At 47.9% G+C, this 25,921-nt stretch carries 26 protein-coding genes; all 26 read right to left on the bottom strand.

Features of this window, described 5'->3' with window-relative positions:
- Positions 1 to 217 precede the first annotated feature (217 nt).
- Complete coding sequence (gene minD, locus MKY41_RS02015) at positions 218 to 1,015, bottom strand: septum site-determining protein MinD (RefSeq protein WP_340743460.1); 798 nt, start codon at positions 1,013 to 1,015, stop codon at positions 218 to 220.
- Between the two features lies 1 nt (position 1,016).
- The gene (gene minC, locus MKY41_RS02010; RefSeq protein ID WP_340745607.1) at positions 1,017 to 1,688 is read right to left on the bottom strand and encodes a septum site-determining protein MinC; all 672 of its coding nucleotides are present in this window, start codon (positions 1,686 to 1,688) and stop codon (positions 1,017 to 1,019) included.
- 25 nt (positions 1,689 to 1,713) lie between these two features.
- Complete coding sequence (gene mreD, locus MKY41_RS02005) at positions 1,714 to 2,238, bottom strand: rod shape-determining protein MreD (RefSeq protein WP_340743459.1); 525 nt, start codon at positions 2,236 to 2,238, stop codon at positions 1,714 to 1,716.
- On the bottom strand, positions 2,235 to 3,128 hold the full coding sequence (gene mreC, locus MKY41_RS02000) for a rod shape-determining protein MreC (RefSeq protein WP_340743458.1): 894 nt from the start codon (positions 3,126 to 3,128) through the stop codon (positions 2,235 to 2,237). The genes mreD and mreC overlap by 4 nt, the downstream gene beginning before the upstream one ends.
- 19 nt (positions 3,129 to 3,147) lie before the next feature.
- Entirely contained in the window at positions 3,148 to 4,164 is a 1,017-nt protein-coding gene (locus MKY41_RS01995; protein WP_340743457.1) for a rod shape-determining protein, read from the bottom strand.
- A 329-nt stretch (positions 4,165 to 4,493) separates the two neighbouring features.
- Positions 4,494 to 5,165, bottom strand: a complete 672-nt coding sequence (gene radC / locus MKY41_RS01990) for a RadC family protein (protein ID WP_340745606.1) — start codon at positions 5,163 to 5,165, stop codon at positions 4,494 to 4,496.
- Between the two features lie 53 nt (positions 5,166 to 5,218).
- Complete coding sequence (locus MKY41_RS01985) at positions 5,219 to 5,821, bottom strand: Maf family protein (protein WP_340743456.1); 603 nt, start codon at positions 5,819 to 5,821, stop codon at positions 5,219 to 5,221.
- An 86-nt stretch (positions 5,822 to 5,907) separates the two neighbouring features.
- Positions 5,908 to 6,555, bottom strand: coding sequence for a hypothetical protein (locus MKY41_RS01980; RefSeq protein ID WP_340743455.1), 648 nt, complete (start codon positions 6,553 to 6,555; stop codon positions 5,908 to 5,910).
- Positions 6,556 to 6,694: 139 nt separating this feature from the next.
- Complete coding sequence (locus MKY41_RS01975; protein WP_340743454.1) at positions 6,695 to 7,450, bottom strand: prepilin peptidase; 756 nt, start codon at positions 7,448 to 7,450, stop codon at positions 6,695 to 6,697.
- Entirely contained in the window at positions 7,447 to 8,136 is a 690-nt protein-coding gene (locus tag MKY41_RS01970; protein ID WP_340743453.1) for a pilus assembly protein PilO, read from the bottom strand. Before MKY41_RS01970 ends, MKY41_RS01975 begins: the two co-directional genes overlap by 4 nt.
- Entirely contained in the window at positions 8,129 to 8,761 is a 633-nt protein-coding gene (locus MKY41_RS01965; protein ID WP_340743452.1) for a fimbrial assembly protein, read from the bottom strand. The genes MKY41_RS01970 and MKY41_RS01965 overlap by 8 nt, the downstream gene beginning before the upstream one ends.
- A 2-nt stretch (positions 8,762 to 8,763) precedes the next feature.
- The gene (gene pilM, locus MKY41_RS01960) at positions 8,764 to 9,702 is read right to left on the bottom strand and encodes a type IV pilus biogenesis protein PilM (RefSeq protein ID WP_340743451.1); all 939 of its coding nucleotides are present in this window, start codon (positions 9,700 to 9,702) and stop codon (positions 8,764 to 8,766) included.
- 212 nt (positions 9,703 to 9,914) lie between these two features.
- The gene (locus MKY41_RS01955) at positions 9,915 to 10,367 is read right to left on the bottom strand and encodes a pilus assembly FimT family protein (protein WP_340743450.1); all 453 of its coding nucleotides are present in this window, start codon (positions 10,365 to 10,367) and stop codon (positions 9,915 to 9,917) included.
- Positions 10,368 to 10,446: 79 nt separating this feature from the next.
- Positions 10,447 to 10,920, bottom strand: coding sequence for a type II secretion system protein (locus MKY41_RS01950; protein ID WP_340743449.1), 474 nt, complete (start codon positions 10,918 to 10,920; stop codon positions 10,447 to 10,449).
- Positions 10,921 to 11,042: 122 nt separating this feature from the next.
- The gene (locus tag MKY41_RS01945; protein WP_340743448.1) at positions 11,043 to 12,254 is read right to left on the bottom strand and encodes a type II secretion system F family protein; all 1,212 of its coding nucleotides are present in this window, start codon (positions 12,252 to 12,254) and stop codon (positions 11,043 to 11,045) included.
- A 2-nt stretch (positions 12,255 to 12,256) separates the two neighbouring features.
- Positions 12,257 to 13,294: a type IV pilus twitching motility protein PilT gene (locus MKY41_RS01940; protein WP_340743447.1), complete on the bottom strand. Its 1,038-nt coding sequence runs from the start codon at positions 13,292 to 13,294 to the stop codon at positions 12,257 to 12,259.
- An 11-nt stretch (positions 13,295 to 13,305) separates the two neighbouring features.
- On the bottom strand, positions 13,306 to 14,964 hold the full coding sequence (locus MKY41_RS01935) for a GspE/PulE family protein (RefSeq protein WP_340743446.1): 1,659 nt from the start codon (positions 14,962 to 14,964) through the stop codon (positions 13,306 to 13,308).
- 14 nt (positions 14,965 to 14,978) lie between these two features.
- On the bottom strand, positions 14,979 to 16,454 hold the full coding sequence (locus tag MKY41_RS01930; protein WP_340743445.1) for a VanW family protein: 1,476 nt from the start codon (positions 16,452 to 16,454) through the stop codon (positions 14,979 to 14,981).
- Positions 16,444 to 16,899: a hypothetical protein gene (locus tag MKY41_RS01925; RefSeq protein WP_340743444.1), complete on the bottom strand. Its 456-nt coding sequence runs from the start codon at positions 16,897 to 16,899 to the stop codon at positions 16,444 to 16,446. The genes MKY41_RS01930 and MKY41_RS01925 overlap by 11 nt, the downstream gene beginning before the upstream one ends.
- 29 nt (positions 16,900 to 16,928) lie before the next feature.
- Positions 16,929 to 18,191, bottom strand: coding sequence for a hypothetical protein (locus tag MKY41_RS01920; RefSeq protein WP_340743443.1), 1,263 nt, complete (start codon positions 18,189 to 18,191; stop codon positions 16,929 to 16,931).
- 14 nt (positions 18,192 to 18,205) lie between these two features.
- The gene (locus MKY41_RS01915) at positions 18,206 to 18,631 is read right to left on the bottom strand and encodes a PilW family protein (protein ID WP_340743442.1); all 426 of its coding nucleotides are present in this window, start codon (positions 18,629 to 18,631) and stop codon (positions 18,206 to 18,208) included.
- 22 nt (positions 18,632 to 18,653) lie between these two features.
- Positions 18,654 to 19,103, bottom strand: a complete 450-nt coding sequence (locus tag MKY41_RS01910; protein ID WP_340743441.1) for a type IV pilus modification PilV family protein — start codon at positions 19,101 to 19,103, stop codon at positions 18,654 to 18,656.
- A gap of 169 nt (positions 19,104 to 19,272) precedes the next feature.
- Positions 19,273 to 20,559 carry a group II intron reverse transcriptase/maturase gene (gene ltrA, locus MKY41_RS01905; protein WP_340745601.1) on the bottom strand — a complete coding sequence of 429 codons (1,287 nt, stop codon included), beginning with the start codon at positions 20,557 to 20,559 and terminating at the stop codon, positions 19,273 to 19,275.
- Positions 20,560 to 21,140: 581 nt separating this feature from the next.
- The gene (locus MKY41_RS01900; protein WP_340743440.1) at positions 21,141 to 22,865 is read right to left on the bottom strand and encodes a GGDEF domain-containing protein; all 1,725 of its coding nucleotides are present in this window, start codon (positions 22,863 to 22,865) and stop codon (positions 21,141 to 21,143) included.
- A gap of 14 nt (positions 22,866 to 22,879) precedes the next feature.
- Entirely contained in the window at positions 22,880 to 24,580 is a 1,701-nt protein-coding gene (locus MKY41_RS01895) for a sensor domain-containing diguanylate cyclase (RefSeq protein WP_340743439.1), read from the bottom strand.
- Positions 24,581 to 24,682: 102 nt separating this feature from the next.
- Positions 24,683 to 25,915 carry a bifunctional folylpolyglutamate synthase/dihydrofolate synthase gene (locus tag MKY41_RS01890; RefSeq protein WP_340743438.1) on the bottom strand — a complete coding sequence of 411 codons (1,233 nt, stop codon included), beginning with the start codon at positions 25,913 to 25,915 and terminating at the stop codon, positions 24,683 to 24,685.
- Between the last annotated feature and the right edge of the window lie 6 nt (positions 25,916 to 25,921).

Genomic DNA, 25,921 nt, shown 5'->3' with positions numbered 1-25,921 from the left:
AAAACTCCTTAACTGTCAGGGCTCCGGGAAACTGTCACGGCAATTTAGGCGACTGTAAGGACAATCCCACAAACTCTAAGGGCAAACAGCTAAACTGGCAGGGACCGGCCTGGCCTGGCCTCCCCTTCCCGGTTGCCCAAAGCTGGAATTAGAAATGCAGAAAGATCAACCCCAAACCCACCAAAAAAACCTCCAACCGAAGTCGAAGGTTTTCCAATCATCTTGCAAAGATGGATTTCAATTTCCCGAAGAAACCGGGCTTCCCTCCATCGAGGGACATTAACGGCACCGATTCGCCGAGGATGCGGCGGGCGATGTTCCGGTAGCCAGTCGCGGCCGGGTTCGCCGGATTCATGACGACCGGCTCGCCTTTGTTCGATGAGCTGATGACATTTTCATCATCCAAGACGATGCCGAGCAAATCAATGGATAAATGGGTCGTGATTTCATTGACATCCAACGCATCCCCCGAATCCATGAGCTGCCGCTTGATGCGGTTGATGATGAGTTTCGGCGGTTCGATGTCCTCCTGCTCAAGCAACCCGATGATCCGGTCAGCATCTCGGACGGCCGAGATTTCCGGCGTGGTGACGACGATGGCACTGTCAGCACCCGCCACCGCGTTTTTATACCCTTGCTCGATCCCCGCAGGGCAATCTATTAAAATATAATCATAATCGCGTTTCAGTTCAGTAATCAACGCCTTCATCTGTTCGGCGGTCACCGCATTTTTATCGGTCGTTTGGGCGGCTGGCAATAAAAACAGGCCGTCTTCGAACCGTTTGTCTTTGACGAGCGCCTGCTGGATCTTGCAACGTCCGTCGACGACATCGACGAGATCGTAGATGATCCGATTCTCCAGCCCGAGGATGACGTCGAGATTCCGCAAGCCGATATCCGTGTCCACTAAGCACACTTTCCTGCCTTGCAGAGCAAGCGCTGTTCCGAGATTCGCCGTAGTCGTCGTCTTGCCGACGCCCCCTTTGCCAGATGTAATTACAATCGCTTCTCCCAAATTAGCTTCCTCCTTTGAACGATGATAGACCTGGCCGGAGATTTCGCAATTCCTGCAGACGGTCAATGGCGATGAATCCGTTCGGATGCAAATAAGCGCATTCCATTTCCGGATGCTCGGATAAGATGGTCAATTCATCTGTCATCGTTTCCAATTTATCGGCAATCCGGAGATGTGTCGCTTCGAGCCACGACGCGGCGATCACCGCCTGCTCGTTCCCGTTCGCTCCGGCATGGGCCATCCCCTTCAGCCGACCAAGGACGAAAATACTGCCCGCCGCGATGACTTGTCCATTCGGATTAACATCGCCGATGACGACCAGATCGCCCTCCGCTTCAATAATTTGTCCGGAGCGTACGATGCCGACGAACGTCTCGGATTGTTGCTCCATCACTTTTCGATTGCACTCTTCCATCGTGATCACATCACTTTTGATTTTCGAGACACGGAGATTCGGAGATTCATGAATGATTCCCATGATTTCCCGCAATTCCTCCTCGGTGCAAAAGCGGTTGCCGGTATGAACCCGTACTTCCGCAAGCCCTTCCAAGGCACTGTCCTGCACTTTATCGCGGAGCTCTGCCATCAGATCCGAATACGCGCATTTATCATCAAGACGAAGGACAAGACCATCTTTCGTCCCTTTGATCGTCACATATTGCTGCTTCGTCATTTGCGACACCCCGCAGTCCCCTTATTCATAGAATTTCGCCCTGTCGTTGCAATATCCTCTTATCTATCAGATTTTTAAACAGCCAACCGAAAAGGGCGATGAATATCGAATTGGCGATCATAGTCGGCAAAAGCCGGCTGGATAGGAATTCGTCGAACCCGATCGACGTCAACGAAACCAATGCGGCAAAGAAATACGAAAGCAATTCGAGAACCGCAATGAGAAATAAAATCAACAAAATGACTGTCATCATATGCCGATGCACTTGACGGATTATCAAGGAGGCAATGAAACAGATCAACGGAAAAAGAAATGCATATAAGCCAATAATATCAATGTGAAACATATCATACAAGAGTCCGAGAATGATGCCGTAGACAATTGCCCGTTGCCGGCTATAGAAAACCGTGATGAAAATGAGATACACGATGACGAACCGAGGTACTAGCGTATAGCGCTCTCCCCCGAGCTCAATCGGCGAAAACAGGCTGAACACCGGCTCCAGGAAAAAGAGAAGGACAGCAATAAGAGGGATGACGAACCGGCTCATGATTCATCCTCCCCCTCGGTACCTGCCGTCCCGTTCCCATCAGTTCCGTCCACCGTCTCGGATTGGCGCTTCGTGACCATCACATGATCTAACATGGAAAAATCAGCCGCCGGACGAATAAACACCATCTTCGTCAAACCGTGGTCGTCCGTCGACACTTCCGTCACTTCCCCGATGAGCAAACCTGCGGGAAAAATGCCGCCAAGACCAGATGAAATGACCTTTTGGCCTTCTTCCACTTCGAAGGAAGAATCAATTCGCTTCATGATCAATTCACGGCGTGTCCGATCATACCCCTCAATTAAGCCAAAAGCAGGCTTATCGCCCGGAATGACGGCAGCGACCCGGAAATTCCGATTTTCCGTCGAAAGCAATTCCACAGTCGAGGTGAATTTATTCACGAGGATGATCTTGCCGATCAATCCATTGGCGGTGATGACGGCCATATTCTCTTTGACCCCATGAACTTGCCCTTTATCAATGATGATTTTCTCTTCCCACTGATCGGGGTTCCGAGAGATGACTGTCGCATGAACTGGTTCATAGGCACGCAGGTCCTCTTCCTTGCCGATGATGTCGCGCAAGCGTTTATTTTCAGCTTGTACATCCATCAAAGCTGCCTGGTTCTCCGCATATTCCGTTAGACGCGCTTTCAACCGTTTATTCTCTTCGTATGTATTCAAGATTGCATCAATATTTCCGATGACGTTCGTTACATAATGCGTCGGCTTCGAAAAAATGGACTGACCGAAGCCGACGACATCATTAACAATTTGCTCCGGTAGGGAGGCATTTTGCCGGTCTCGTAGGGAGAATGATATTAAAGCGACGAGGACAATGATGCCCACGAGCAATAAAATCAATCGTTTATTTGAAAAAAATCGCGGCATTGCCTGAATCCTCCCTCAATTATCTCGCTTGCATTTTTTTGATGATTTCAATATTATCCAACGCTTTGCCTGTGCCAATTGCTACACAGTCAAGCGGATCTTCGGCGATGAAAACAGGCATGTTCGTCTCATCGGAGATGACCTTATCCAAGTTTTGGAGAAGAGCTCCCCCACCTGTCAACACGATGCCCCGCTCCATTACGTCGGACGATAATTCAGGAGGTGTCGTTTCCAGCGTCTTCTTCACGCCGTCGATGATTTGCAAAATCGATTCGCGCAATGCTTCGACGATTTCATCAGAACTGATATCAATCGTTTTCGGCAAGCCGGTCAACAGATCGCGTCCACGGATTTCCATCTTTTCAGACTTTCCAGCCACTTTGGCAGAACCAATTTCAATTTTAATCGCTTCTGCAGTCCGTTCACCGATTGTCAGATTGTACGTTTTCCGTATGTAGCTGATGATGGCGCCATCCATCGTGTCCCCACCAACACGGATCGATTCACTCGTCACGATACCGCCGAGTGAGATAACCGCAACTTCCGTCGTACCTCCACCAATATCGACGACCATGCTGCCGGTAGGTTCCCAAACTGGGAGATTTGCCCCGATTGCAGCGGCAAACGGCTCTTCGATGGTGAACGCATCTTTTGCCCCCGCTTGACGGGATGCATCGATAACCGCACGCTGCTCGACCGATGTGATGCCATACGGTACGCAGATCATGACGTTCGGCTTTTTAAAGTTGCCTCCGGAAGCCTTCATCGCTTCTTTCATATAATGTTCGATCATCGCGGTCGTCGTTTCGAAATCGGCGATAACTCCATCTTTCATCGGACGTGTGGCCACGATGGAGCCCGGCGTCCGGCCGATCATGTTTTTCGCGGCGCTACCGACAGCCACGATTTCACCAGTCACCGTATTTTTTGCAACGACGGAAGGCTCGCGCAATACGATGCCTTTCCCTTTTATAAAAACTAAAGTGTTCGCAGTTCCCAAGTCGATCCCGACATCTTTTGCTCCAAATCCAAACAAGATTGTTCTTCCTTTCTTCTAAACCGTTCATGACGGCATTCATCAATTGTCCTCGGCGAAATGTAAAATCCACCGGCAGTTAAAACTTGAACAAGCAAATCATTATTGTACCGAGAAGGCAGGTAAAGAGATTTGGCTGAATCAAGTTAAAATCATACAACACATTATAACGGAATGGAGAACAAATTCACAGTGTCACATATATCCTATCTTGATTCTATGAACGAACGCCTAGTGTCCCAGTCCAGTAAATTCCTTTTTTTAATCTACACATTACATTATACCCCTAAAAAAGCGCCAGTGGAAAAAGTCCTTTCCACTAGCGCAGCTCACATATATCCTTTTTCTTTCAAACTGATAAATTTATGATCGCCGATGATCACATGGTCCAGCACATCGATGCCCATGATCGACCCGGCCTCTGTCAGCCGTTTCGTCACTTCGATGTCCTCTGGCGACGGCGCTGGATTCCCGGAGGGGTGGTTATGCGACACGATAATAGATGCAGCCGACCGTTTGACAGCTTCGCGGAAGATCTCCCTTGGATGCACGATGGAAGAGTTCAGGCTGCCGATGAATACCGTCTGCTTATGCAGCACTTCGTTTTTGACGTTCAGGAACAGGGCGACGAAATGTTCTTGGTTCAAGGACGCCATATCGGCCATGAGGTATGCGGCGGCGTCTTCCGGTGAACGGATGACATACCGGCCTTCTGAATGTTGTCGGTACAGCCGTTTACCGATTTCAACAGCTGCGAGAAGCTGTACCGCCTTCGCTTTGCCGACCCCTTTCACGGATGTCATCTCTTCGATCGTTGCATATTTCAAATCCTGGATTTTGTCGAATGTGGACAAGATCCGATTGGCCAACACGAGGACGGACGCTTCTTTCGTCCCAGTCCGCAGAAGAATGGCGATCAGCTCCTGGTTGGAAAGACTGTCCGCCCCTTGCCGGATGAGCCGCTCGCGTGGCCGATCCGCAATATGTACGTCCCGGATCATCAGTTTCGGTTCCATGTCCAAACCGACGTCCAACTCTTTCTCCAGATCAGTGGTCAATGGACGGGACCTCCTATTGAAATTAATCCGAGTCCTTGTAAATAGGCCGCTAGCTTCGCGATTGGCAAACCGACGACCGCATGGTAATCCCCTTCGATCTTGTCCACGAACAAGGCGCCCGCCGTCTGGATCCCGTAGGCCCCCGCCTTGTCCATCGGATCCCCTGAAGCGACATAAGCGTCGATAAGGGCCATGTCCAGTTTCCGGAAAGTCACTTTTGTCTCCACGGAAAATGTGACGACTTCGCCATTGACGTAGATGCCGACCCCTGTCGTGACAGTATGGGTGTTATTCGAAAGCTCCTGCAAAAAGCGTTTGGCTTCTTCCGCATCTTCCGGTTTCGGATAAATCCGCCCGTCCAGAGAAACGATCGTATCAGAACCGATGACGATAGCCGAATCATGCAATTGAGCGACTGCCATTGTTTTTTCCTTGGCCAATGCTTCGACATATTGCTTCCTATCCATATCGCCGATCGCCAGATTTTCGGAAACCTGGCTCAGAATAATCTCGAACGGAAAACCGAGCAGACCGAGCAGTTCCTTTCGACGCGGCGATCCCGACGCCAAAATGACCGGTTTTGCAGCCATGAATTTCATTGTTCCTAACCTCCTTTATCCCATCATATCGGATAAATGAATTGTGTCCAAACGACGACAATTTCATTTTGCCCTGTTTTTCGAGGTTAAAACGAAATTTTGGCACATCGGTCCGTATGCGAGTAATGGGAGAGAAGGTGGAGCCGCACGATCCCCAGATCTTCCGTAAAAGCCGTAATGGCCGAGAGATTCTGGGCAAACCCCTTCGCTTGGGCATCCTCTTTCGCACCCTTCTCTGGGCTCGCCAAAGTTTTGATTTTGGCAATATCAGTCTCCATCAAGACCGTTTTCAATTGGCCCGCTCCCACCGACTGGCATGCGGCCGTTTCGACGGAAAATGCTTTCCGATAGGTCCCTTCCGCTTCGCTTGCCTCGATGTCCCCTTCCTTCAAGCCGATTGCGGACCAGACATAAAACTGATTGTCTGCCTGAATGATGGCGGCCTTTGCAAGGGCCGGCTGTTCCGCGATGAACGAAGCCGCAGCTTCGCTCGTAGAAAAGGCGCCATGCTGTTTCGCATACATGCGGATCGGCTGCTCCTCTGCGGGTGCTGTCGTCTCAACCGGTGCCGGCCCCCCTGTCGGCACTTCCGGCGTTGCGGAACCGGCTGTTTCTTTCCCTTTCGTGCCGAGCATCAAAAATCCGATGACCGCAACTGCGGCAATCCCGATCAGCACCCCATGCAGCATCGCAGCAAAAACGGTCATCTTGGAATAACGTTTTCCGAACTTCATGTCCAACCACCCCGTTCTACAGTATTCAGCTCACGTGCCTAGCCTCGGCCAAGCAACTTCGCTTTTATAAGTAACCGTAACAAAATGGGCATGAAAAAGAACAAGACGTGTGTCGCCTTGTTCGAGGAAATTTTATGACTTAAAAAAACAAACTGCCGTACCAATTGACAAAATCGGCCCCCCAGAAATAGGACAGGACAGCACCAAGTGCGATGGATGGGCCGAAGGGAATCGGCGTCTTCCGTCCCTGCTTTGTCTTTTTTAAGAAGAGAAGGCCGACAATCGAACCGATGACGGACGCAAAGAATAGCGTCAACAGGACCAATTTCGTGCCGAGCACGAGTCCGAGGACGAAGAACAGTTTTACATCGCCGCCCCCCATGCCGCCTTTCGACAACTCCATGATCAAAAACAACATGCCGAAGCCCACCGCAGCCCCCAGAAACGCATCCCACCATGGGGCCAAGGGGATAAACAGCCGAAGCACCCCAAGAACGATGGCGAATGGCAGGAGCACTTTATTAGGGATGAGCATGTACGCGAGGTCGGACACCGTGATGATGACAAGCATCGACATGAATAAAATCGCGATGATCAACTCCGCGCTGAACCCGAGTAAATAATAGGACAGCCCGAAGAGTACGCCCGTTACAAGCTCCATGAACGGATAGATGACGCTGATTTTCGTACCGCATCCCCTGCATTTCCCTCTCAGAAACAGATAGGAGAACACCGGGATAAGGTCAAGCACACCAAGCCGCCTGCCGCATTGCGTGCAATGCGACGGCGGCGAGACGATGGACTCCTTCTTTGGAATGCGCAAGCCGACAACGTTGAAGAAGGAACCGAAAATGAGTCCGTAAAGGAAAAAGAACGACGTCCAGAGCACGATCATTTCTCGTCCTCCCGATCCACCCCGCTATTGTACGGCGTCGGGTCCGCCTTGTCGGCTGGCAGCGGTGCATCTGTCTTCGGTGCTTCCGGCTCCAGCTCGATAAGATCGCCGCGATAAAACGCATTGAATGCAATCGTCATCTGCATCGGTTCCACTTCCGATTCCATGTCACGGAGCTCTTCCGGCGCATCGATCATAATGGACTCGATCACGTAGACCCGCTCCATCTTCTCGATTTCATCGATGAACTTCTGGACATCCAAATAGGACGCGGCTTCGAGATACACTTCCGTCAACAGCCGACTGACATTTTCCACATGATCCGGCGGATTTTCGATGACATAATCGCTGTGGGTGAATGTCACATCTTGCACAAAACTTCCCGATTTGACTTCCGCCTTTTCGACTTGCAGGAGCACCGCTTCCTCCAATGGCTTGACAGGGACTTTCCGTTGCAATGGCTGCGAACTTCCCGAGGTTTCATTCGACAACGTTTGTCCCGCAGCCTGCTTGCGAAGCGCAAACAGAACGTCCCGTTCATTGGCGATCGTCTGCTTCATCTGGTCGTTCGCTTCCTTCGCTGGGGCATAGATGATGAAATAGGAATATGTACAAAGAGCGATAAGGAACACGATGGCCAAGGCCAAGAGCGCCCCTTCCTTTTGTCGTTTCGACCAACTACTCATCCGTTCCGCCCCCTTCTATGTCCAATTCGTCTGCCGATTCTTCAACCGGTTGCTCCGTCAAATTGCGCTGGTCGACGAAAGTGACCGAATAGGTGGCCAAGTACCGGGGCATAACGTCATGCGTGACATCGAATGCTTCCTCATCCATCGTTTCGGCTGTCACCGATTCCAGAGCGACATGCTCGATCGATTCCGATGCCGCGAGCCGGGAGTAGTAATGGGATGCTTCTGGCTTGTCATCGAACTGGACAACGACCGTCGCCAAATTTGGCGAAAGGAATTCGAAGGAACGGAAAAATCCGCGTTCTGGCAACGCACTGATCATATCCTGCAACAGCGGGACAGTGTCGAATTGCACTTTTTCCGCCCACTGTACTGTGAACTCGAGCTGTTTCCGGACATCTAGATGATCGGAGACGGGGAGCAGATTTTGGACAGCCTGCTGCTCCTCCTGCAAAGCGGCTTGCTGACGTTCCAGGTCGGCTGTCTCCCCCTCCATCGCGTTAGAAATGAAAAACAGCACCGCCCAAAACAAAACAGCCACACCGAGAATGGCCAGTGCAGCTAACAGAAGCGTTGAGCGCTCCCTCTCCTTTTCAGGCAATAGATTAATATCGACTAACATCGCTACACCTCTTTTAGCGCAAGCCCGATCGTCCGATTGAACGCGGCTGGCAAGGATTGGCCTGTCGCAAGTTGTAATGGTCGTTTAAGTAAGGTCGAGGCTTGCACATCCAGCCGTTCACGGATGACCTGTAGCAACTCGTTCATAGAAACATAATCGCCATTGATCAGAATATGGGTGATTGAGGCGGTGCCGTTCCAAAGATTATAACGGTAGAAATTGATAAGCTTCTCCAACTCCCCCACGATGGAACCGAGTGGGACGGTATCCCCAACAGATGCCCCAGGGAAGAAAGAAGTCTCCAGCTCAACCGGCCGCATGAACAACGGGAAATGCTCGTGGAAAATCGAAACGGTCATCTTTCCTTTTTGCAAGTCCGCAATCAAGACATGCTCCTTCCCAGTGAACCGGTGCTGGGCGTACGCCAGGCGATAAAGTGCAAGCGGAGCGATATCGGCCACAAGTGGATCGAGCTTCACGTTCTCTAGCACTTTTTCATACCCGGCAAGGACACTCTCCTTCGACGCGATAATAATCGCCTCGTTCGTCTCCGTGCTCGGCGTATATTTCACGACATCAAATACCGGATCATCAAAAGGCAGATAAAGTGTCGAACCGATTTCAATGAAGAAATACCCTTTTAGATCCTCTTCCTTCACGTCAGTTGTATAACCGACCTTGCGGATGATTACGTACGAATCCGGCGCCAGAAACTGCACCGGGCGCCTCGCGATTCCCCACGGCTTCAACAGTCCCTCTAAAATCGCAGCAAGATTTTCGGAATCCACAATCTTCCCATCCGCTACGACGTTCAGAGGAAGCGGAACCTCCTCCGCCACATCGACTACAAGCGGATCCAGCGACTTCAACCGCACGAATCGGATAGCATCTTCTTCAATTGTTAGGGATGCCGTTTTTTTGCGGCGGGTGAAGATGGACATAAGAGGCACTCCTTCGTTTATGTAAAATCCGACAGTATTCTATAAGAGTAGTATATACAAAGGGAGCCAATACTTTCAATCTTGTCGACAAATAAAAAACAGCTCTCCTTATTCTTATGGGCAGCTGTTGTGATTTTTTCCTCGAATCTTTTTTTGAGAGCACGATCATAAAAAATTAGTCTAGAATTGTACGGATGCCTAATAATACAAAACTAATCCTTATTCGCCGGATCCAGTTCGAGTTCACCACATTTTATATTTCCAACATGAATTTCATGTTTACTGTTTATAATTTCTTCAGCGGTAGCGTCATAGAAAGTAACTTTACTCTTTCCTTTGGGGCCTGCACAAATACGGGCTGGGCTAACGTTGGTTACATAAGATGTATCATTTAAATATCCATTATCCTCCATATAGCCTTCTTCAATGAGAACGGGAAGATTGGCGGTTTGCCATTCTCTACCGAAGTTTACAGGTGTTTCAGCGAAATATAGTTGAGCAGCTTCAAGTACAATGATTGCTTCACTCTTCGCCGCTTTGATCCGATTATTTTCAATGACTTTTCCAATTGACGGCACAGCAATTGCCGCGATGATACCTAGTACCACAATAACGGCTAGAAGTTCGATTAAAGTGAGACCTTTATCATTTCTAATCCACTTCATAATTAATGAACACCTCGATAACAAATTTTATAAAAAAAGTAGAGGTCGACGTATCGCTCTCTACTCTTTCTAATTACTTTTACTCTGCTGGCGGTGTTGGGCTGGTTGTTCCTGATCCAGTTATTGTTTTAGAGTTATCGCTGCTCCCTTTCTGTTTATCATTATTAATACCTTCTAATGTCGCAGCACTGAATATGACGGTTTTCCCACCAGCAAATGCTTCTGATGTTCCATCTATAGTTTTTGCAGGTTTGACATTATTAATTTCTATGCTGTCAGTCAGTTTACCTTTATTCTCAAGATACCCATCCGTGACTAATTTTTCAACGGTTACTTTTGAAGCAGTCGGTTCCTCTGCAAAGTACATATTAGCAGCATTCAACGCATTAACAGCATCTGATTTTACGGCATTATACTTAGTATTCTCAATAATATTCCCAATCGAAGGCACCGCAATCGCCGCAATAATCCCCAAAATCACAATAACCGCTAGTAACTCGACGAGCGTTAAACCTTTTTCATTCTTCATGCGTTTCTGCAAGAATTTTTTCATGTCTGTTCCTCCTTAATTGTCTACTATTACCTTTACATTACTATTATACCACGAGGAGGAATCTAGCAAACTAAAATTTTACTGCTTTTATGTCTTTTTAACTAAATCTATCGATTGTCCTATTATAGAGAATCGATGTTTTCAAACATACCGAACATCGGCATTAAAATTGCGAGGACAATAGTCCCGACGAGTCCTGCCAGCAGAACGATCATCATTGGCTCAATCAACGCCTTTAACCTATCTGTTGCAGCGTCGACTTCCTTCTCGTAGAAATCCGCCACTTTTGCCAACATGGAGTCCAAAGACCCGGTTTGTTCCCCGATGGCAATCATATGGGGAATTAACGGCGGGAACGCCCAATGCCCATCCATCGGCTCTGTCAACGAGCCACCCCGTTCCAACGACTCCCTTGACTTCGCAATAACCCGAGAAATAACTTCGTTCTCTACTACTTTCTCTGCCATGGAAAGCGCCTGCAAAATCGGGACTGAGCTGGAAAACAACGAGCTCAATGTCCTTGTCATCGTCGCGAGCACCGATTTCTTCATAATGTCCCCAAAAATCGGCAGCCGCAACAGGAACGTGTCGAGCAACAGTTTGCCTTCTTTGTTATTGCGTAAAAGGATGACACCGACCACAACAGCGATGACCAACAGGACGAACAGATACCAATAATGAACCGCAAACTCACTTGCCTTCATGACAAATTGTGTCAACCACGGCAACTCCCCGCCGATGCTATCAAACATGTCAACGAACATTGGTACGATTGTAGTCAATAGGAAGATGACAACTCCAATCGCGACAATTCCGACGACAATTGGATAGGACAATGCCGACATGACTTTCTGTCTCGTCTGATAGGCTTTTTCAAAATGGATTGCGAGCCGATCAAGTGAGTCATCGATCGTCCCCGATATTTCGCCTGCGCGGACCATGTTGACGACTAATGGCTCGAACGCCTTTGGATGCTTAGCAAACGCATCGGACAGCGAACCGCCCGCACGAAGATCGTCCCCGACCGCCACGAGAATTTTTCGGAACGGTTTCGATTCGACCTGCACGGACAAGATCCGGATGGCGTCCACAATGGTCACTCCCGCGCGTAACAGTGTCGAGAATTGGCGCAAGAACATGATAAATTGCGCCCGTTTCACCGGTTTGCCGATATGGATTTCCTTTGTCAATGTCGTCTCTGCCTGTTCCGTCAGGTTGGTGACACGGATACCCTGCTTTTTCAGTTTTTCCGTCGCTTCCCTCTTATCGGCTGCCACGATAACACCCTTGCGGATCGATCGGTAGTCCCTTCCCTCATAACGATATCGGGCCATCTTTACTCTTCACCCTCTATATAAGGCCTAGCGTTTTCATACGTGATGATCCCCTGATCAAGGAAGTTTTTGACGGACATCGCCATCATATGCATCCCTGCCCCTCGATTCGTCTGAATGACGTTCGGAATCTGATGAACCTTCTCCGTACGGATCAAGTTTGCGATTGCCGGGTTGTTGATCATGATCTCAGTCGCCGCCCGTCTACCTTGTCGATCCGCTGTCGGGAATAAACGCTGGGAAATGACGGCTGTCAACACGCCTGCCAATTGCACGCGAATTTGCGCTTGTTGTCCTGGCGGAAATACATCGATGATCCGGTCGATTGTCGACGCCGCGCTCCATGTATGCAGTGTCGCAAAGACGAGGTGACCAGTCTCTGCTGCGGTAATAGCTGTCGAAATCGTCTCCAAATCCCGCATCTCCCCGACAAGTATGACATCGGGATCCTGCCGCAATGCAGCCCGCAAGCCGTCCGCGAAGGAATCAGTGTCGAATCCGACTTCCCTTTGATCAATGATGGAGGCTCCGTGTTGATGGACATACTCTATCGGATCTTCCAACGTAATAATATGCCGCCGCATTGATTCATTGATATAACGGATCATCGCAGCCAATGTTGTCGATTTCCCCGACCCGGTTGGACCCGTCACCAGAATGAGCCCTTGGCGTGTTTCGGACAAGTTTTTTAACGTCGGTGGCATCTGCAAATCTTCGATAGTCGGAATTTGCGTAGGAATCGTCCGGAATGCAAGGGAGACATTACCACGCTGTTGGAATGCGTTCACCCGGAATCGCGCAGCGCCTGCCACTTCGTACGAATAGTCGATTTGGCCATGTTCCTTGAATTGACTATATAATTTTCCAGGTACGGTCAATTGGGCAGCAGACTCTGTGAAATTTTCATCTACTGGATTTTCTCCATACCGTTTCAAATCACCATGCACCCGGAATATCGGTGGCACGCCGACTGTAAGATGAATATCGGACGCCTTCGCCTTAAATGCCGCTGTCAATAAGTTGTCGATCACTTGTTTCATTGCCCTCACCCCTATTCGATCAACGAGACGCGAAGCACTTCTTCCGTCGTCGTGATCCCTTGCTTCACTTTAAGCAGCCCGTCGTCAATCAAAAAGATTGTCTTGTTTCGGATTGCCGCATCCTTCAACTCGGCAATCGATCCGTTGTTGTTGATGATATCCCGAATCGCGTCATTGATAACGAGCACTTCATGGATCGCAATCCGCCCCCGGTATCCCGTCATATTGCAGGACGGGCAGCCTGAGCCGCGCATAACCGTTTCAATTTCGAGGCCCCGTTTTGCGAAAATCTCTTTTTCTCTTGCAGTTGCATTCATCTCTTTGCGACAATCCCGGCAAACGCGCCGGATGAGTCGCTGGGCAATCACCGCATTCAAAGAAGACGTTACGAGGAACGGTTCGACGCCCATATCAAGCAGCCGGGTGATTGAAGCAATTGAGTCGTTCGTATGGATTGTACTCAATACAAGATGCCCCGTCAGTGCTGCACGAATCGCGATTTCGACCGTTTCCCGGTCCCGAATCTCCCCGACCATGACAACATCGGGATCTTGCCTTAAAATCGAGCGCAATCCGGCCGCGAATGTCAGCCCGACATTCGGGTTCACCTGAATTTGATTGATCCCTTCAAGTTGGTATTCGACTGGATCTTCGACAGTGATGATATTCACTTCCTCCGTGTTCAACCGGTTCAATGCCGCATACAAGGTCGACGATTTCCCGGAACCGGTAGGACCGGAAATAAGGACAATCCCGTTTGGCTTTGTAATCTGCTCAAGGAAGCGCTCCAGATTGATCCGATTGAAACCGAGCTTCGTCAAATCGTTCAATGAGCTGCTTAAATCAAGAATCCGCATAACGATTTTCTCGCCAAACACCGTTGGCAACGTGGAAATCCGAAGATCGATCGGACGGAAATCAACCGTCGTTTTGATTCGCCCATCCTGGGGAATCCGGTGCTCGGTAATGTCAAGCTTCGCCATGATTTTGATACGGGCGCTGATCATCGCCTGCATATACTTCGGCAGGAATCGTTCATTTTTCAACATACCGTCCACACGGAAGCGGATGACGACTTGATTTTCCTGCGGATCGATATGGATGTCGCTCGCCTTTTGAGTGACTGCGGATGACATCAGCTGATTAACGAGACGAACGATTGGTGAATCCAGATCCGTGAGTTCTTCCTGAGGATCACCCACCTCAATCGGCTGCTCGACGAACAGTTCATCAAACGCAACGTCATCATAGTACTTGGAGATCGTCCGTAAAATATCGTCCTTAGATGCAATGGCCGTCTCAATTTGGAAGCCCGTCGACAGGCGAAGATTGTCAACGGTAATATAGTCCATCGGGTCCGCCATTGCGACGAACAACTTATCCTCTTCCGCTTTCAAAGGAACGAGAAGATTCCGTTTCGCAAATTCCTTCGGTACAACGTTGAACAACTTCGGATCAAAGGGATAACGGAACAGGTTGACATGGGGGATGCCTAGCTGGAACTCGAGCACTTCAATCAGCTGCTGCTCAGTAATGTACCCGCGCTGCAGGAGAAGGTCGCCGAGCTTCTGGTCACGCGGCTTTTCCGCTAAGGCGGACTGTAGCTGTTCCTCCGTAATCAAGCCGGATTCCTCCAGCAGGTCCCCTAACCGTTTTCGTGTTGTCGCCATCTGTCACCCACTCCTTATTTGATGAGATTGCCGCCTTTGTCATACCGATTTCCGTCATCTACTGGTGGGACATAAGGTTTTCCGTTCGTATGGCCGGGTTTCGTGTTTGAGTCGTTACCCGTTCCGCCGGAGGCTCCGTTTGAAGTTCCATTAGTAGACCCATTCCTGAATTTCCCCTCATTTGAACCTGTGCCGCTTGTCCCGTTGTTAGAACTTGGATCAGACCCATTAGAACTGTTGCTTGATCCATTAGTAGAACCATTCGTATCCGGTAACGGTTCGGAATTGTCCGTTCCACCGTCGGCATCTCCATCTGTCCCAGTTCCGTCACTATCCGACTGCCCTTGTTGTGGGAGCGGATGAACTTCGATAATCGGTAAAGGAGCATAAAAATCTGATGAAACAGTTTCGTCGTCCACAACAGTGCCGTCATCCAGCACCTGACGATTGACGGTCAATTCCATCCCGTCACGCCCTTCATTCGCATATTGCACTTGTCCAATAGGTACCGAAGCGCTATAGCGACGGACAGTACGTGGGGTGAATTTCTCCGTCTTAGCCACATACGGCTCGTATGTATATTGCAGCGGAAGACTAACGAGGGCTACACGGATTTGATCTACCGTAACTTCCATCTTGATACGGAACGGCGTATGATTCGGGTTCCGCACTTCAAAGTCAAGACCAAGCTGTTGATTGATTGCAGCTTCAAAACCTGCCGGAACGAATGGATTCAACGCATTGCCAATATTCCGCTCCACGACATCGAGATTTGTACGCAAAACGGCTCCGTATAAAGCGGAAGCAAGCAAAGTCAAATCTTCGTTCGTTGCAGTGACCGTTTCATCCATTTTTGCAAACTCCATAATGGAGAATGCCGTGTTGAACTCAATAGCAGTCCCGTCAAGCTCGTTCGCCAGTTGTTCCAAGGCGGGAGAAAACTGGATCCCTTCAATCGCGAAAGAAGCTACCTCCGTTTCCCCAAAGGTTGAGTCGAGAAAGTCGGTGATATGTACGTTCACGGGGACGATTCCGCTCTCCAGTTCAGATTCGATTCCCTTTGCGACCGCCTCCACATCATCATCCGTCCAGTTCAAATGGGAGAAATGCTGGTCTAAGACAGTTCGAAGCCCTTCCTGCGATACTTCAGCAATGATTGGATTCTCTTCACCCGGAACGGCGCGGTCAACTGTCCGATCTACGTCGTATGTGATCAGCTCTGAAGGCAATTCCACTGTCGCGTCCTGGTACGTCAGTTCAGCACCGAGTTTTCCGTGCAACTCTGCAAAATCATCGGCCAGCTTGTCCTTCGCGCCTTTCTCATCCAAGCCACGAACATCGAACGGGCCTATGTATGTATTTTCCTTGAATTGCTTCACGGGCGAAACAATTTTCGTGTACGCTAAAGTACCTACAGAAGAAAACCCGTAGAAGAAAACTGTCGCACCTAGCACCGCCAGAAAAGTTCTTAAAAAGGTTTTACTGTTCATCCCGCTCCCCCTTCCTCTCCTGCCCTGATGAAATATCCTTCTGATCCGCCGCCATCCAGCGGTCTAAATCATCTTCCAACGGAGTCAATGTGAACTCGTCATCGGCCTCACCCGATGTCGTAGCGGCCACTTCTTCCTCCACACGAATTGACTCCGTCGGCAACACGACAGCCGGCTCCTTCAGTTCAGGTGGCAACTTCTCCGCACCTACACGTTCCTGGCGCTTAGCTAGTAGAACAGAGATGGCAAACACCAATCCCGCCATAGCAAGAATAGCGTAGTAAAGCGAGAAGTTTTGTTGGAGGAAGATGCCAATGATGGCGATGCTTAGGCCGAAAAAGGTAGGCAATACTATTTGCTTTCTAGATTTGTCCTTTGCTGAATACCAAAACAATATAGGAATAGAAACGATTGCCAATATTATTACTATAAAATAAGCGGACATTGTATAAACTCCTTTGTTAAAGACACAAATCAATGAATGTATTCTACATTGACGGTCGGATTTTGCCACTCTCCTTCCACTAAAGGTGGTGTATTCTCTCCGTCGTTCTCCGTACAATACTTCATCATTTCATCCACACCACTAACTTTAATGTATTCACTTTCCGGTATCCCAGTAACCGAATCCCAAACATAAACTTTGCTAGAACTATCTTTTTCAAACTTTCCCACAACATGAATAGATCCAGCAACACAAACTTTTGAATTGCTTTTAAGTGTTAAATCTTTGTTAATTTTATAGGCTCCCCTTATGATGATTGAAGAATTGGACAACTTCACATGATCCGACTCCATGCCTCCGTTTACAATAACTTGGGAGTTTCTTAATCCTTGCCCGTTCATGTTTTGCGTTGTAACTTGTCCATCAATAAAGAAAGAAACATTCTGCAATCCATTAATATTTTTCATTGTAACATTTCCTTTACTATAGACCTTAGAGCCGTTTAAATTTTTATTGTTGTCATTCCAAGAAACATTCCCATTGGGAAAATAAATAGTAGTGTTGTTTAAATTCCCAAGTTTGGTATTTCCATCGCCAATACATACCTTGTCTTTTAAATCGGTGCCGCATTCGGGGGCATTAACTGTAGTAGGATAAAGTTGGTAAAGGTTAACATTCCCGTTTTCTCCAGAATTAACACCACCTGAATCTGTTCCTTGCTGGGGAGCTTTGATTACTGGGAGTTCAAACAGCATTGTAAAATCAAGTGATCTACTGTCCGCTTCTTTCTTGTCGCCTTTTATAATAACTTGTAGCTCTATAAACTTTTTGTCAGACTGGTCGTCCTTTATAACTTCACGGAAGGTATATGAGTTTCGGGTAAAGAACATATCTTCCTTCACAATTGCAGGGTGGGAATCCGCCTCTTCCACCGCTTCACTTAAAAGTCCCTTCAATTCTTCTTCCATTTGTACTTTAATCTCATTTAGCTCATTAGTTATTTGCGCTGAAGTCAACTCTTTTTGATTGGCAAATAGATTGTTAACTCTCTCCTGCGCCTTGTCTGTAATAGTACTTTTTTCATTTTCAAATTTATTCTGCACTGCTGTTTTATAATAATCAACTCCCATTTCTGCTGCTACGACTGCCAAATTGTTAACATCTACAATTCTATCCTGACTGGCCGTGCTTAGGGAGCCCCTCATAAAAACAGCAGAAATGATAGTGATAAAAACAATTAAAAGCAAAACCACAATCAGCACATAGCCACTTTCATTTCTCCCATTTTTCATACTCACTTCCCCCTTCAAGACTTGTATCGTGAAATAGTACTCTCGACCTCTACTTGCAATCTGCTATTTTCCTTGCCGTCTTTTATAATTAAAGTTAGCTCAAGATCTTGCTCCTTCGGCCTTATGTCTGTTGGGTTTTCGGGATACAACTTATATATGTATCCGCTACTTAATGTTGTTTCTTCATTTGAATCGCAATCCTTAATTTTTAATTCTTCAACAGCCACGATTAAGTCATAGCATTCTTTTTGTCTATGTTGCTGCTGTATAGCAGTCAAAATATAGTTCGCCTCTTGCTGAAGGCGCATTTTGGTTGTTTCTGATGTATTGTGCCTAGCGGAGATAAAGAACGTGGTCCAAATCAAAACAACTACCATTGAAACCAAAATCAGGCTGGCCAGGAGTTCGACTAATGTAATTCCATCTTCATTCTTTTTCAATAATCTATCTCCTTTCCACGCTCTATTTATTCTCTACCACTATATATCCGAATGTCTCGCTGACTGGAACTGCGTCAGTAGCACTGCGCTTCACTTTGATATGAATTTTATGTAAATAGTCGCCTTTGCCTCCAGATGGTTTAAGGTCTGGATTTTCATAAAAGTCAACCTCATAAAAATATCCATTTTTTTCTTCTTTATCTCTTTTCACTGCTTTACCGTCTACTACTTCTTCTGTATAGTCAGGGCCTTCAAAATCGCCTAGGTTGTAGGTTCTATTTTTCCATTCGACCAATTCTTTTTTTGCCAAGTTCATCGTCTTCAACTTATCCTCTGTCTTCGCGTTAAAATTAGTCATCTGCGGAAGGACTGTCATAAATCCCACAAAAAAGATTCCGAGGATAACAAGAGCTGCCAATACTTCCACTAAAGTCAAACCCTTTTGACTTTGAAGACTTCTTTGTTTCCGCATTGCCCGCTCTCCTCTCTTCATATAATCTATTATTACTATTATCATAGATACGTCCAAGTTTGTCACGAAAAAACACGCTGTTTAGGAATTTAGTTGGTAATCGAGTAGGAGGGAGTGATTAGCTCCCGACCTCTCACACCACCGTACGTACGGTTCCGTATACGGCGGTTCAATAACTTAAGTATCGACGCTCATACAAGTGATTCAGGTCTTTCAGACCCCACTTGGTGAGCGTTTCTGCTTTGATTGCTTTATGTAGAGTTTCGCTTTTGGAGACTCTCCAATATCCCTTTCGGGAATTTGATACTTTCCAAGCTTCTTCATGTAAAATTCCCAGCCTTCGTAACTGACGGTATTTTGTCCATATCTTCTTCCAACGTTTCCATATCAGTTGACGTAACCGATGGTTCAGCCATTGTGCCATGGATTTGATAAAACTTTTCATAAAGCCAATTCCATAGTAGTTTATCCAACCTATTGTCACTTGGTTGATTTCTTTGGCAATCTCGTCAAAGCGGCCCGGGCGATTCCGTTTGGTGATTTTCTTTAATTTTGATTTGAATCGACTTTTTGCGGAGTGATGTGGTCTACAACCCACACCTTTAGATGTGGAATGGAGGCAGAAACCGAGGAACTTGAGTTTGACCGGAGAACCCACCTTGCTCTTTTCTTGGTTCACTGTCAGCTTCAAATCATGTTCAAGGAACTTTGTAATGCTTTCCAAAACACGTTCCCCTGCTCGCCTGCTTTTCACGTATATGCAGAAATCATCCGCAAATCGTACGAATTTATGCCCCCGTCTTTCAAGTTCCCTATCTAATTGATTCAAATAGACATTGCTAAGAATCGGGGAGAGTACGCCACCTTGCGGAGCACCTTCTTCTGTTGGACTGATAAGTCCATCTTCAAGGATGCCACTCTTTAGAAACTTCCATATCAACTTTAGGACAATCTTGTCGTTTATGAACTCTTTTAGATATTCCATCAGCTTCTGATGATTAATGGTGTCGAAGTAGCTTTTTAAATCACAATCGACTACCACTCTATAACCTTGTTCATAATATGTGATGGATTGCTTAATGGCTTGATGCTGATTCCGTTTTGGACGAAAACCATAGCTCCTCTCCGAAAAATGAGGGTCAATGATTTTACCAATCACCTGATAGATGGCTTGTTGAACCATTCGATCCCGTACACACGGTATGCCGAGTTTTCGCATTGACCCATCTAACTTTGGAATTTCAACACGTTTTACTGGCAGTGGTTCGTACGAACCGTCTTTCAGCTTTCTAATAAGTTGGGTTCGGTATTTGGCTACATGACCTAAAAGTTCATCTACTGTCATTTCATCGACACCCGGCGCCCCTTTATTTGCCTTCACTTTCTTACAAGCGTTAAAGAGGTTGTTGATGTCGACTACTTTATCAATCAAATCGATACCATCCTGTCGCTCCATTTCTGTAAAGACAGGACTGCACGCTCCCGCATATTCTTCGGTTTCCAACCTATCCCTTTGCGGCCAGCCATCTGCCGATGTTTTCTGTGGTCTTTGCACTGTCTTTACCTCCATTTCATTTCAGGATTATTATTGTTCAGCCCTTCGTCCTTATGGACTACTATGGCTTCTGCTGACTTCTTACAGTTCAACCTGCCATCACTGACCGGTTTGTTCCTGTGGGATATTCCATCCCTCTTGTCGGGAACCCCTGTAAGACCTCCCCGGGTAAGAGCTATAACCTTCCTCCCATGTAACCGCTGCATTTACTGTATGGAACTCGGGCAGTATTGGACTTTGTTTTGTACGGCAAACTCGTCCGTTCCAATTCAGCCTCATATGCAGTTTCTGTCCGTCGGTTCGGGATTTTGCCGCCGGCTTCCTTCAGATTCCACCTCACGGTGGACACCCTTGCCTTAAGCTAACAGTTCCTACTGCCAAGCCTGTAGTGGACTTTCACCACCAAGTTATAGCCCATGCCGGGCACACCGTAAAAAAGACCGCTTTGCAACGGTCTCCTTCTTCTTTTCTATTTACCATATTTACTTCACCAAACTCCCAACCAACTCCTCCCCATAAACCCCCACCCGATTCCGCCCCGCCTGCTTTCCGCCAATATACATCGCACGGTCCGCATTGCGCAGTAGGTGATTTTTGTCTTTGACGTCTTCCGGGATGGACGATACGCCGAGGCTGAGGGTGATTTGGACGTCCATCGGTTCGCGGTTTTCCGAAAGGTCGGGTACGATGCGGAAAATGAGGCTTGCGACTTCTGCGCGAATGGTTTCGGCAAGGAGGATCGCTTCCTCCTTTTCCATTCCCGGCAGTATGAGGACGAATTCTTCGCCGCCATAGCGGGCCAGTATCCGCTCTTCCCCTGCGAATCCGTGCAACAATTTTGCGAATTCCACCAAGATGTCATTGCCACTTTGGTGCCCGTATGTGTCGTTGATGGATTTGAAATGGTCGATGTCCATCATGATTGCAGAAATGGCACCGATCTCACCGTTATCGTAGCGAACTTGTTCTTCATCCAACCTGCCGAGCAAGTAGCGTAAATTGTGGAGTTTGGTCAAGCCACATCGTTCGCTTTTCTCGATAGTCTTTTCGTATAATTTCGCTTTCGTTACGGCGGTTGCGAAATAGCCGGTCAGCAGTTGGACGATCTCTTTGTCCAACTCCCTGAAGAAGTAAGGGCGATCAGAAGCCACTATCAAGATCCCTTCCGTCTTCCCTTTCCAATGGATCGGCGCCGTCAATACGCTTCCCGTGGTTGGTTCGAAGTCCAACGGCCGTAATGTTTCGATCGCTTTCCGATTCGGGTAGATCCGGATTTCTTCCAAATCGATGCGGCCTCCGAACAGTTGGACGGGATCGCCCTTAAAATCACAAGCTTCGTTCTTCAAAAAACCTGTATCGGTACTATAGATAAACGTCCTTTTCTTCTGATGATGAAAATCGAATAAATAGGCTTGGTCATATTCCAGCACGTCCCGCAATTTACGGATGAACGTCTTAAAAACTTCCTCGGTCACGAGCCGGTCTGCAAGCTCATGGCCGATTTCCGTCGCGGATGATAATTTCGCTTGAAGGCGATCCGATTTATGATACAGCTGCACTACCAACAAAATGAGGACGGATGGGATGCCCGTCAAAAAAATCGCGATATTCCCTAGACGCGCCGCCAATATGCAGAATGAGACGGCCAATGGCAATGACAACATTGTCAACAAGAAATCCCAGGCGACCGCCCTTTTCATCGCACGGATCGGTCTGCCTGCCAACTTGGAAAAAGCTAAAAATAAAGCGCTATTCATCAACGAGTATACGACCGCATAAAGGATTCCTGCCATGACAAGCGTCCCATATTCCGAGAGCCCGGGCGTGCCTTCCCCCAATCGGAAAGCGGAAGCGCTTACAACGGAGATGACAGCAAACATTGTTGAGTTGATAAAGAACCGCTGCAATGGGGGTATCGCCGATTTTGTCCGCCATTGCAAAAAGACGAGCGCAATCTGCATCATGATCAGTTCTACGAACGCGCCGTGCAGGAAGAACACAGCGAATACTACCCAACGATCCAATGTAATCTTGATTTCATCCACATGGATTGGAAAAAGGGCCAGGAAAATGAGGGTTGCCAAGATCAGTAGAAAAGTGACCGAGTCGATTGCCCGTGTAGGGAAGTGATTCCACGTCATATAAATAATCGACGGGACGGTTGCCAACCAGATGAGAAAAAGTAACCATTGTCTGTTCCTCGTCAAATCCTTCCCCTCCTTCATTTCCGATAGGATGCCACCCGATTCCGCCCTGCTTGTTTCGCGCCGATATACAAGGCCCGATCCGCGTTCCGCAACAAGGCGATGGCTTCATCTGCATCTTCGGGGGCCGATGATACACCGATGCTGACTGTAACTTGCGCTTCCACCTGCATCTCTTCTTCTCCCAAATCCGATTGCAGACGGAAAACATGTCCGGCCACTTCCGTTCGGAGATTCTCCGCGAATTGATATGCGTCATCCTGCGTCCAGCCCGGCATGATGAAGACGAATTCCTCTCCTCCATAACGTCCCACTGTACATCCATCGGGTGTATACGCCTCCAGCATTTCCGCTAGCGCACAGAGGATATCATTGCCCCCCTGATGCCCATACGTATCATTCACCTTTTTGAAATGGTCGATATCGAGCATGATGACGGCCAGGGCTACTAGCGTCCCATCATTCACTCGCTGCATCTCCCGGTCCAGACATTCTTCCAAATATCGATAGTTGTATAGCTTGGTCAATGCACACCGCTCACCGACTAGTTTTGCGTCTTGCATATAACGCGCCTTTTCGATTGAAACGGTGAAATAGGAACAGAGCAGATCGAGGATTTTCAATTGGTTTTCATTGAAAGCCCGCTTTTTCTTGGCTGCCAATAATAGCACGGCTTCCGTTTGCCGGTTACGTTTGATTGGCACGCCGATCATGCTTTCCATATCAGCCGGCGCTCGATTAATCGTGAAATAATTCCACTCGTCCCGGCTCCGGTAAATAACAGGTTTGTCCTTCTTCAACACCCTTCCGGCAATCCCCTCGCCCGACGCCAAGGGGACAAAATCCACTTGGATATACCGGCTATGGTCAAAATACCGTTCCACCTTCAACCAGTTCTTTTGATGGTCGAATAAAATCGCATACTCCATCTTGAACAGATCTGCCGCTTTTTCCACGAAGCGATCCATGATTTCATTTTCATCCAAAAGATCAGATAGCTCGCGGCCGATCATCCCCGATTGCCGTAAATAATAATTGCTTTTTTCTCTATCCGTATAAAGCCGGATAACAATCATGATGAGGAAGAAGGGCATGCCAAGCAGGAAGAACGCCCCCCACCCGACCGACTGGATCAGGTAAAATAAAGACAAAGCAAGCGGGATGATTACAAACGTCCTGGCAATGATCAGAATCCTCTCCAAATCGGAAAATGACCACGGATCCTTTTGCAGAAATCCAAAAGGTCTAAGAAGGACTTCCTTCAAGACGGAATGTGTTAGCTGATACGCCAATACGGCGAAAGCGGTCGGCCAAAATGCCTCCGATCCGACTTGGCCCCCAGCAAGGTGGAAAGCTGCGGCCGCCGAAATGGAGAGTAGAAAAACAATTGTCGAGTTGAAGAAAAGATGGTACCAATTGAAGCGTGAATTTTCCGACAACAAGAATGCGAGAACGGCCAGCTGCATGATGACCATCTCGATAAATACGCCGTATAATAAAAATGCAGGAATTGTCAGCCATAGAACTAGGAACACCGGCCTCCCCCGATGATCCATCATGCCGTAAATGGTGAGGAAACTAAGGGATGCGAACAGGAAAATGGCCATCCAATTCAAGTCGACGGGCGGGTGATTTCGGTATAGATAAAGAGAACCAGCAGGGACGATTAACAACCACATGAAGATGCTGCTCAATATGGATTTCCTCTCTTTCCCCATTAAGCAACCCCGCCCTTTCTTTTCCACTTCTTGAATTTACAGACTCTTCTAACTCATATATGATACTATCATACCAAGGAATAACCAACTATATAAATTGTCTTATTTCCCTCTTAATTGATTATATAGTCCTATCAAAAGATAAAGTGAACCTGTTACTATTTTCTTCTGATTTTTTTCTGTTTCTAGTAGTATACGTTCATCCAAATCATTTAGCACTCGCTTGTTCGGATGATTGCAAAGTTCCATCATCCTCTTCGGGTTTTCCGCTTGCGGATGGGGAAATGCCAGGAAAGAGAATGATGCGGCGACTGGCAGCAAGGCGTCAAGCGTTCCTTGAATGTCCTTCCCTTTCAGCATACCGATGAAGAAATCCACTTTCTCTCCCGGGAATTCCTGCAGGATCGTTTCGGCGAGTGCTTGTGCAGCAGCCGGATTATGCGTGCCATCCACATAGACACCCGAAGCCACTTCTTCAAATCGATTGGCCAGCCCAGCATTCGCAATAGCCTGGCTCACCTTATCCTCTTGAAGCGGGATGCCGGCTGCCAGCAAGGCTTGGATGGCGATTGCTGCATTGATTGCTTGGTGGGGACCTTTCATCTTCCGGCCGGCTATTACGAAAGCCTCCGTCCCTCTGAATTTTTCTGTCGGGGCCCCTGCATCAATCTGGAAATCGGTCCCGCAGACTAAGAGATCGCTTGCCGACTTTTGTGCAATATCGGAGACGACTTTCATTGCTTCCTCTGTCAAAGGCCCCGTGACTACCGGGATCCCCTGTTTGATAATGCCCGCCTTCTGCGCCGCGATCTCTTCGATCGTGTCACCAAGGATAGCCGTATGATCCAGTGCGATAGACGTGATGACGGAAACGAGAGGAGTGACGACATTCGTGCTGTCCAAAGCGCCGCCCATCCCCGTCTCCAATAGAACATAATCCGGGTTCAGCCATCCGAAAGTAACGAACGCCGCTGCCGTCAACAGTTCGAAATCGGTCAGCATTCCGCTAAGTCCTGCCTCTTTCATTTCCGAAAAAGAGCGGTTCAACTCCTCTTCGGACACCGGGACGCCGTCCAGCCGGATTTGATCATGGATATCGACAACGGCGGGCGATGAAAACACACCCGTCGAATGCCCGTGCTCCCGCAAGATCGACTCCATGAACGCAATCGTCGAGCCTTTGCCGTTCGTCCCGGCTACGTGGATCACTTGCAACTGCTTCTGCGGATTTCCGACTTTCTTCAAAGCGGATTGTATACTTTCCAACCCGGGTTTCACTGTATTTTCACTTGTTATAGCCCAACGTTCTTTATATTCATCCAATTTAGGAATCAATCGAAT

It is taken from the genome of Sporosarcina sp. FSL W7-1349 (genome assembly GCF_038003045.1).
In the GTDB taxonomy this organism is placed as follows: domain Bacteria; phylum Bacillota; class Bacilli; order Bacillales_A; family Planococcaceae; genus Sporosarcina.
This window is presented reverse-complemented; position numbering and strand designations above follow the sequence as displayed.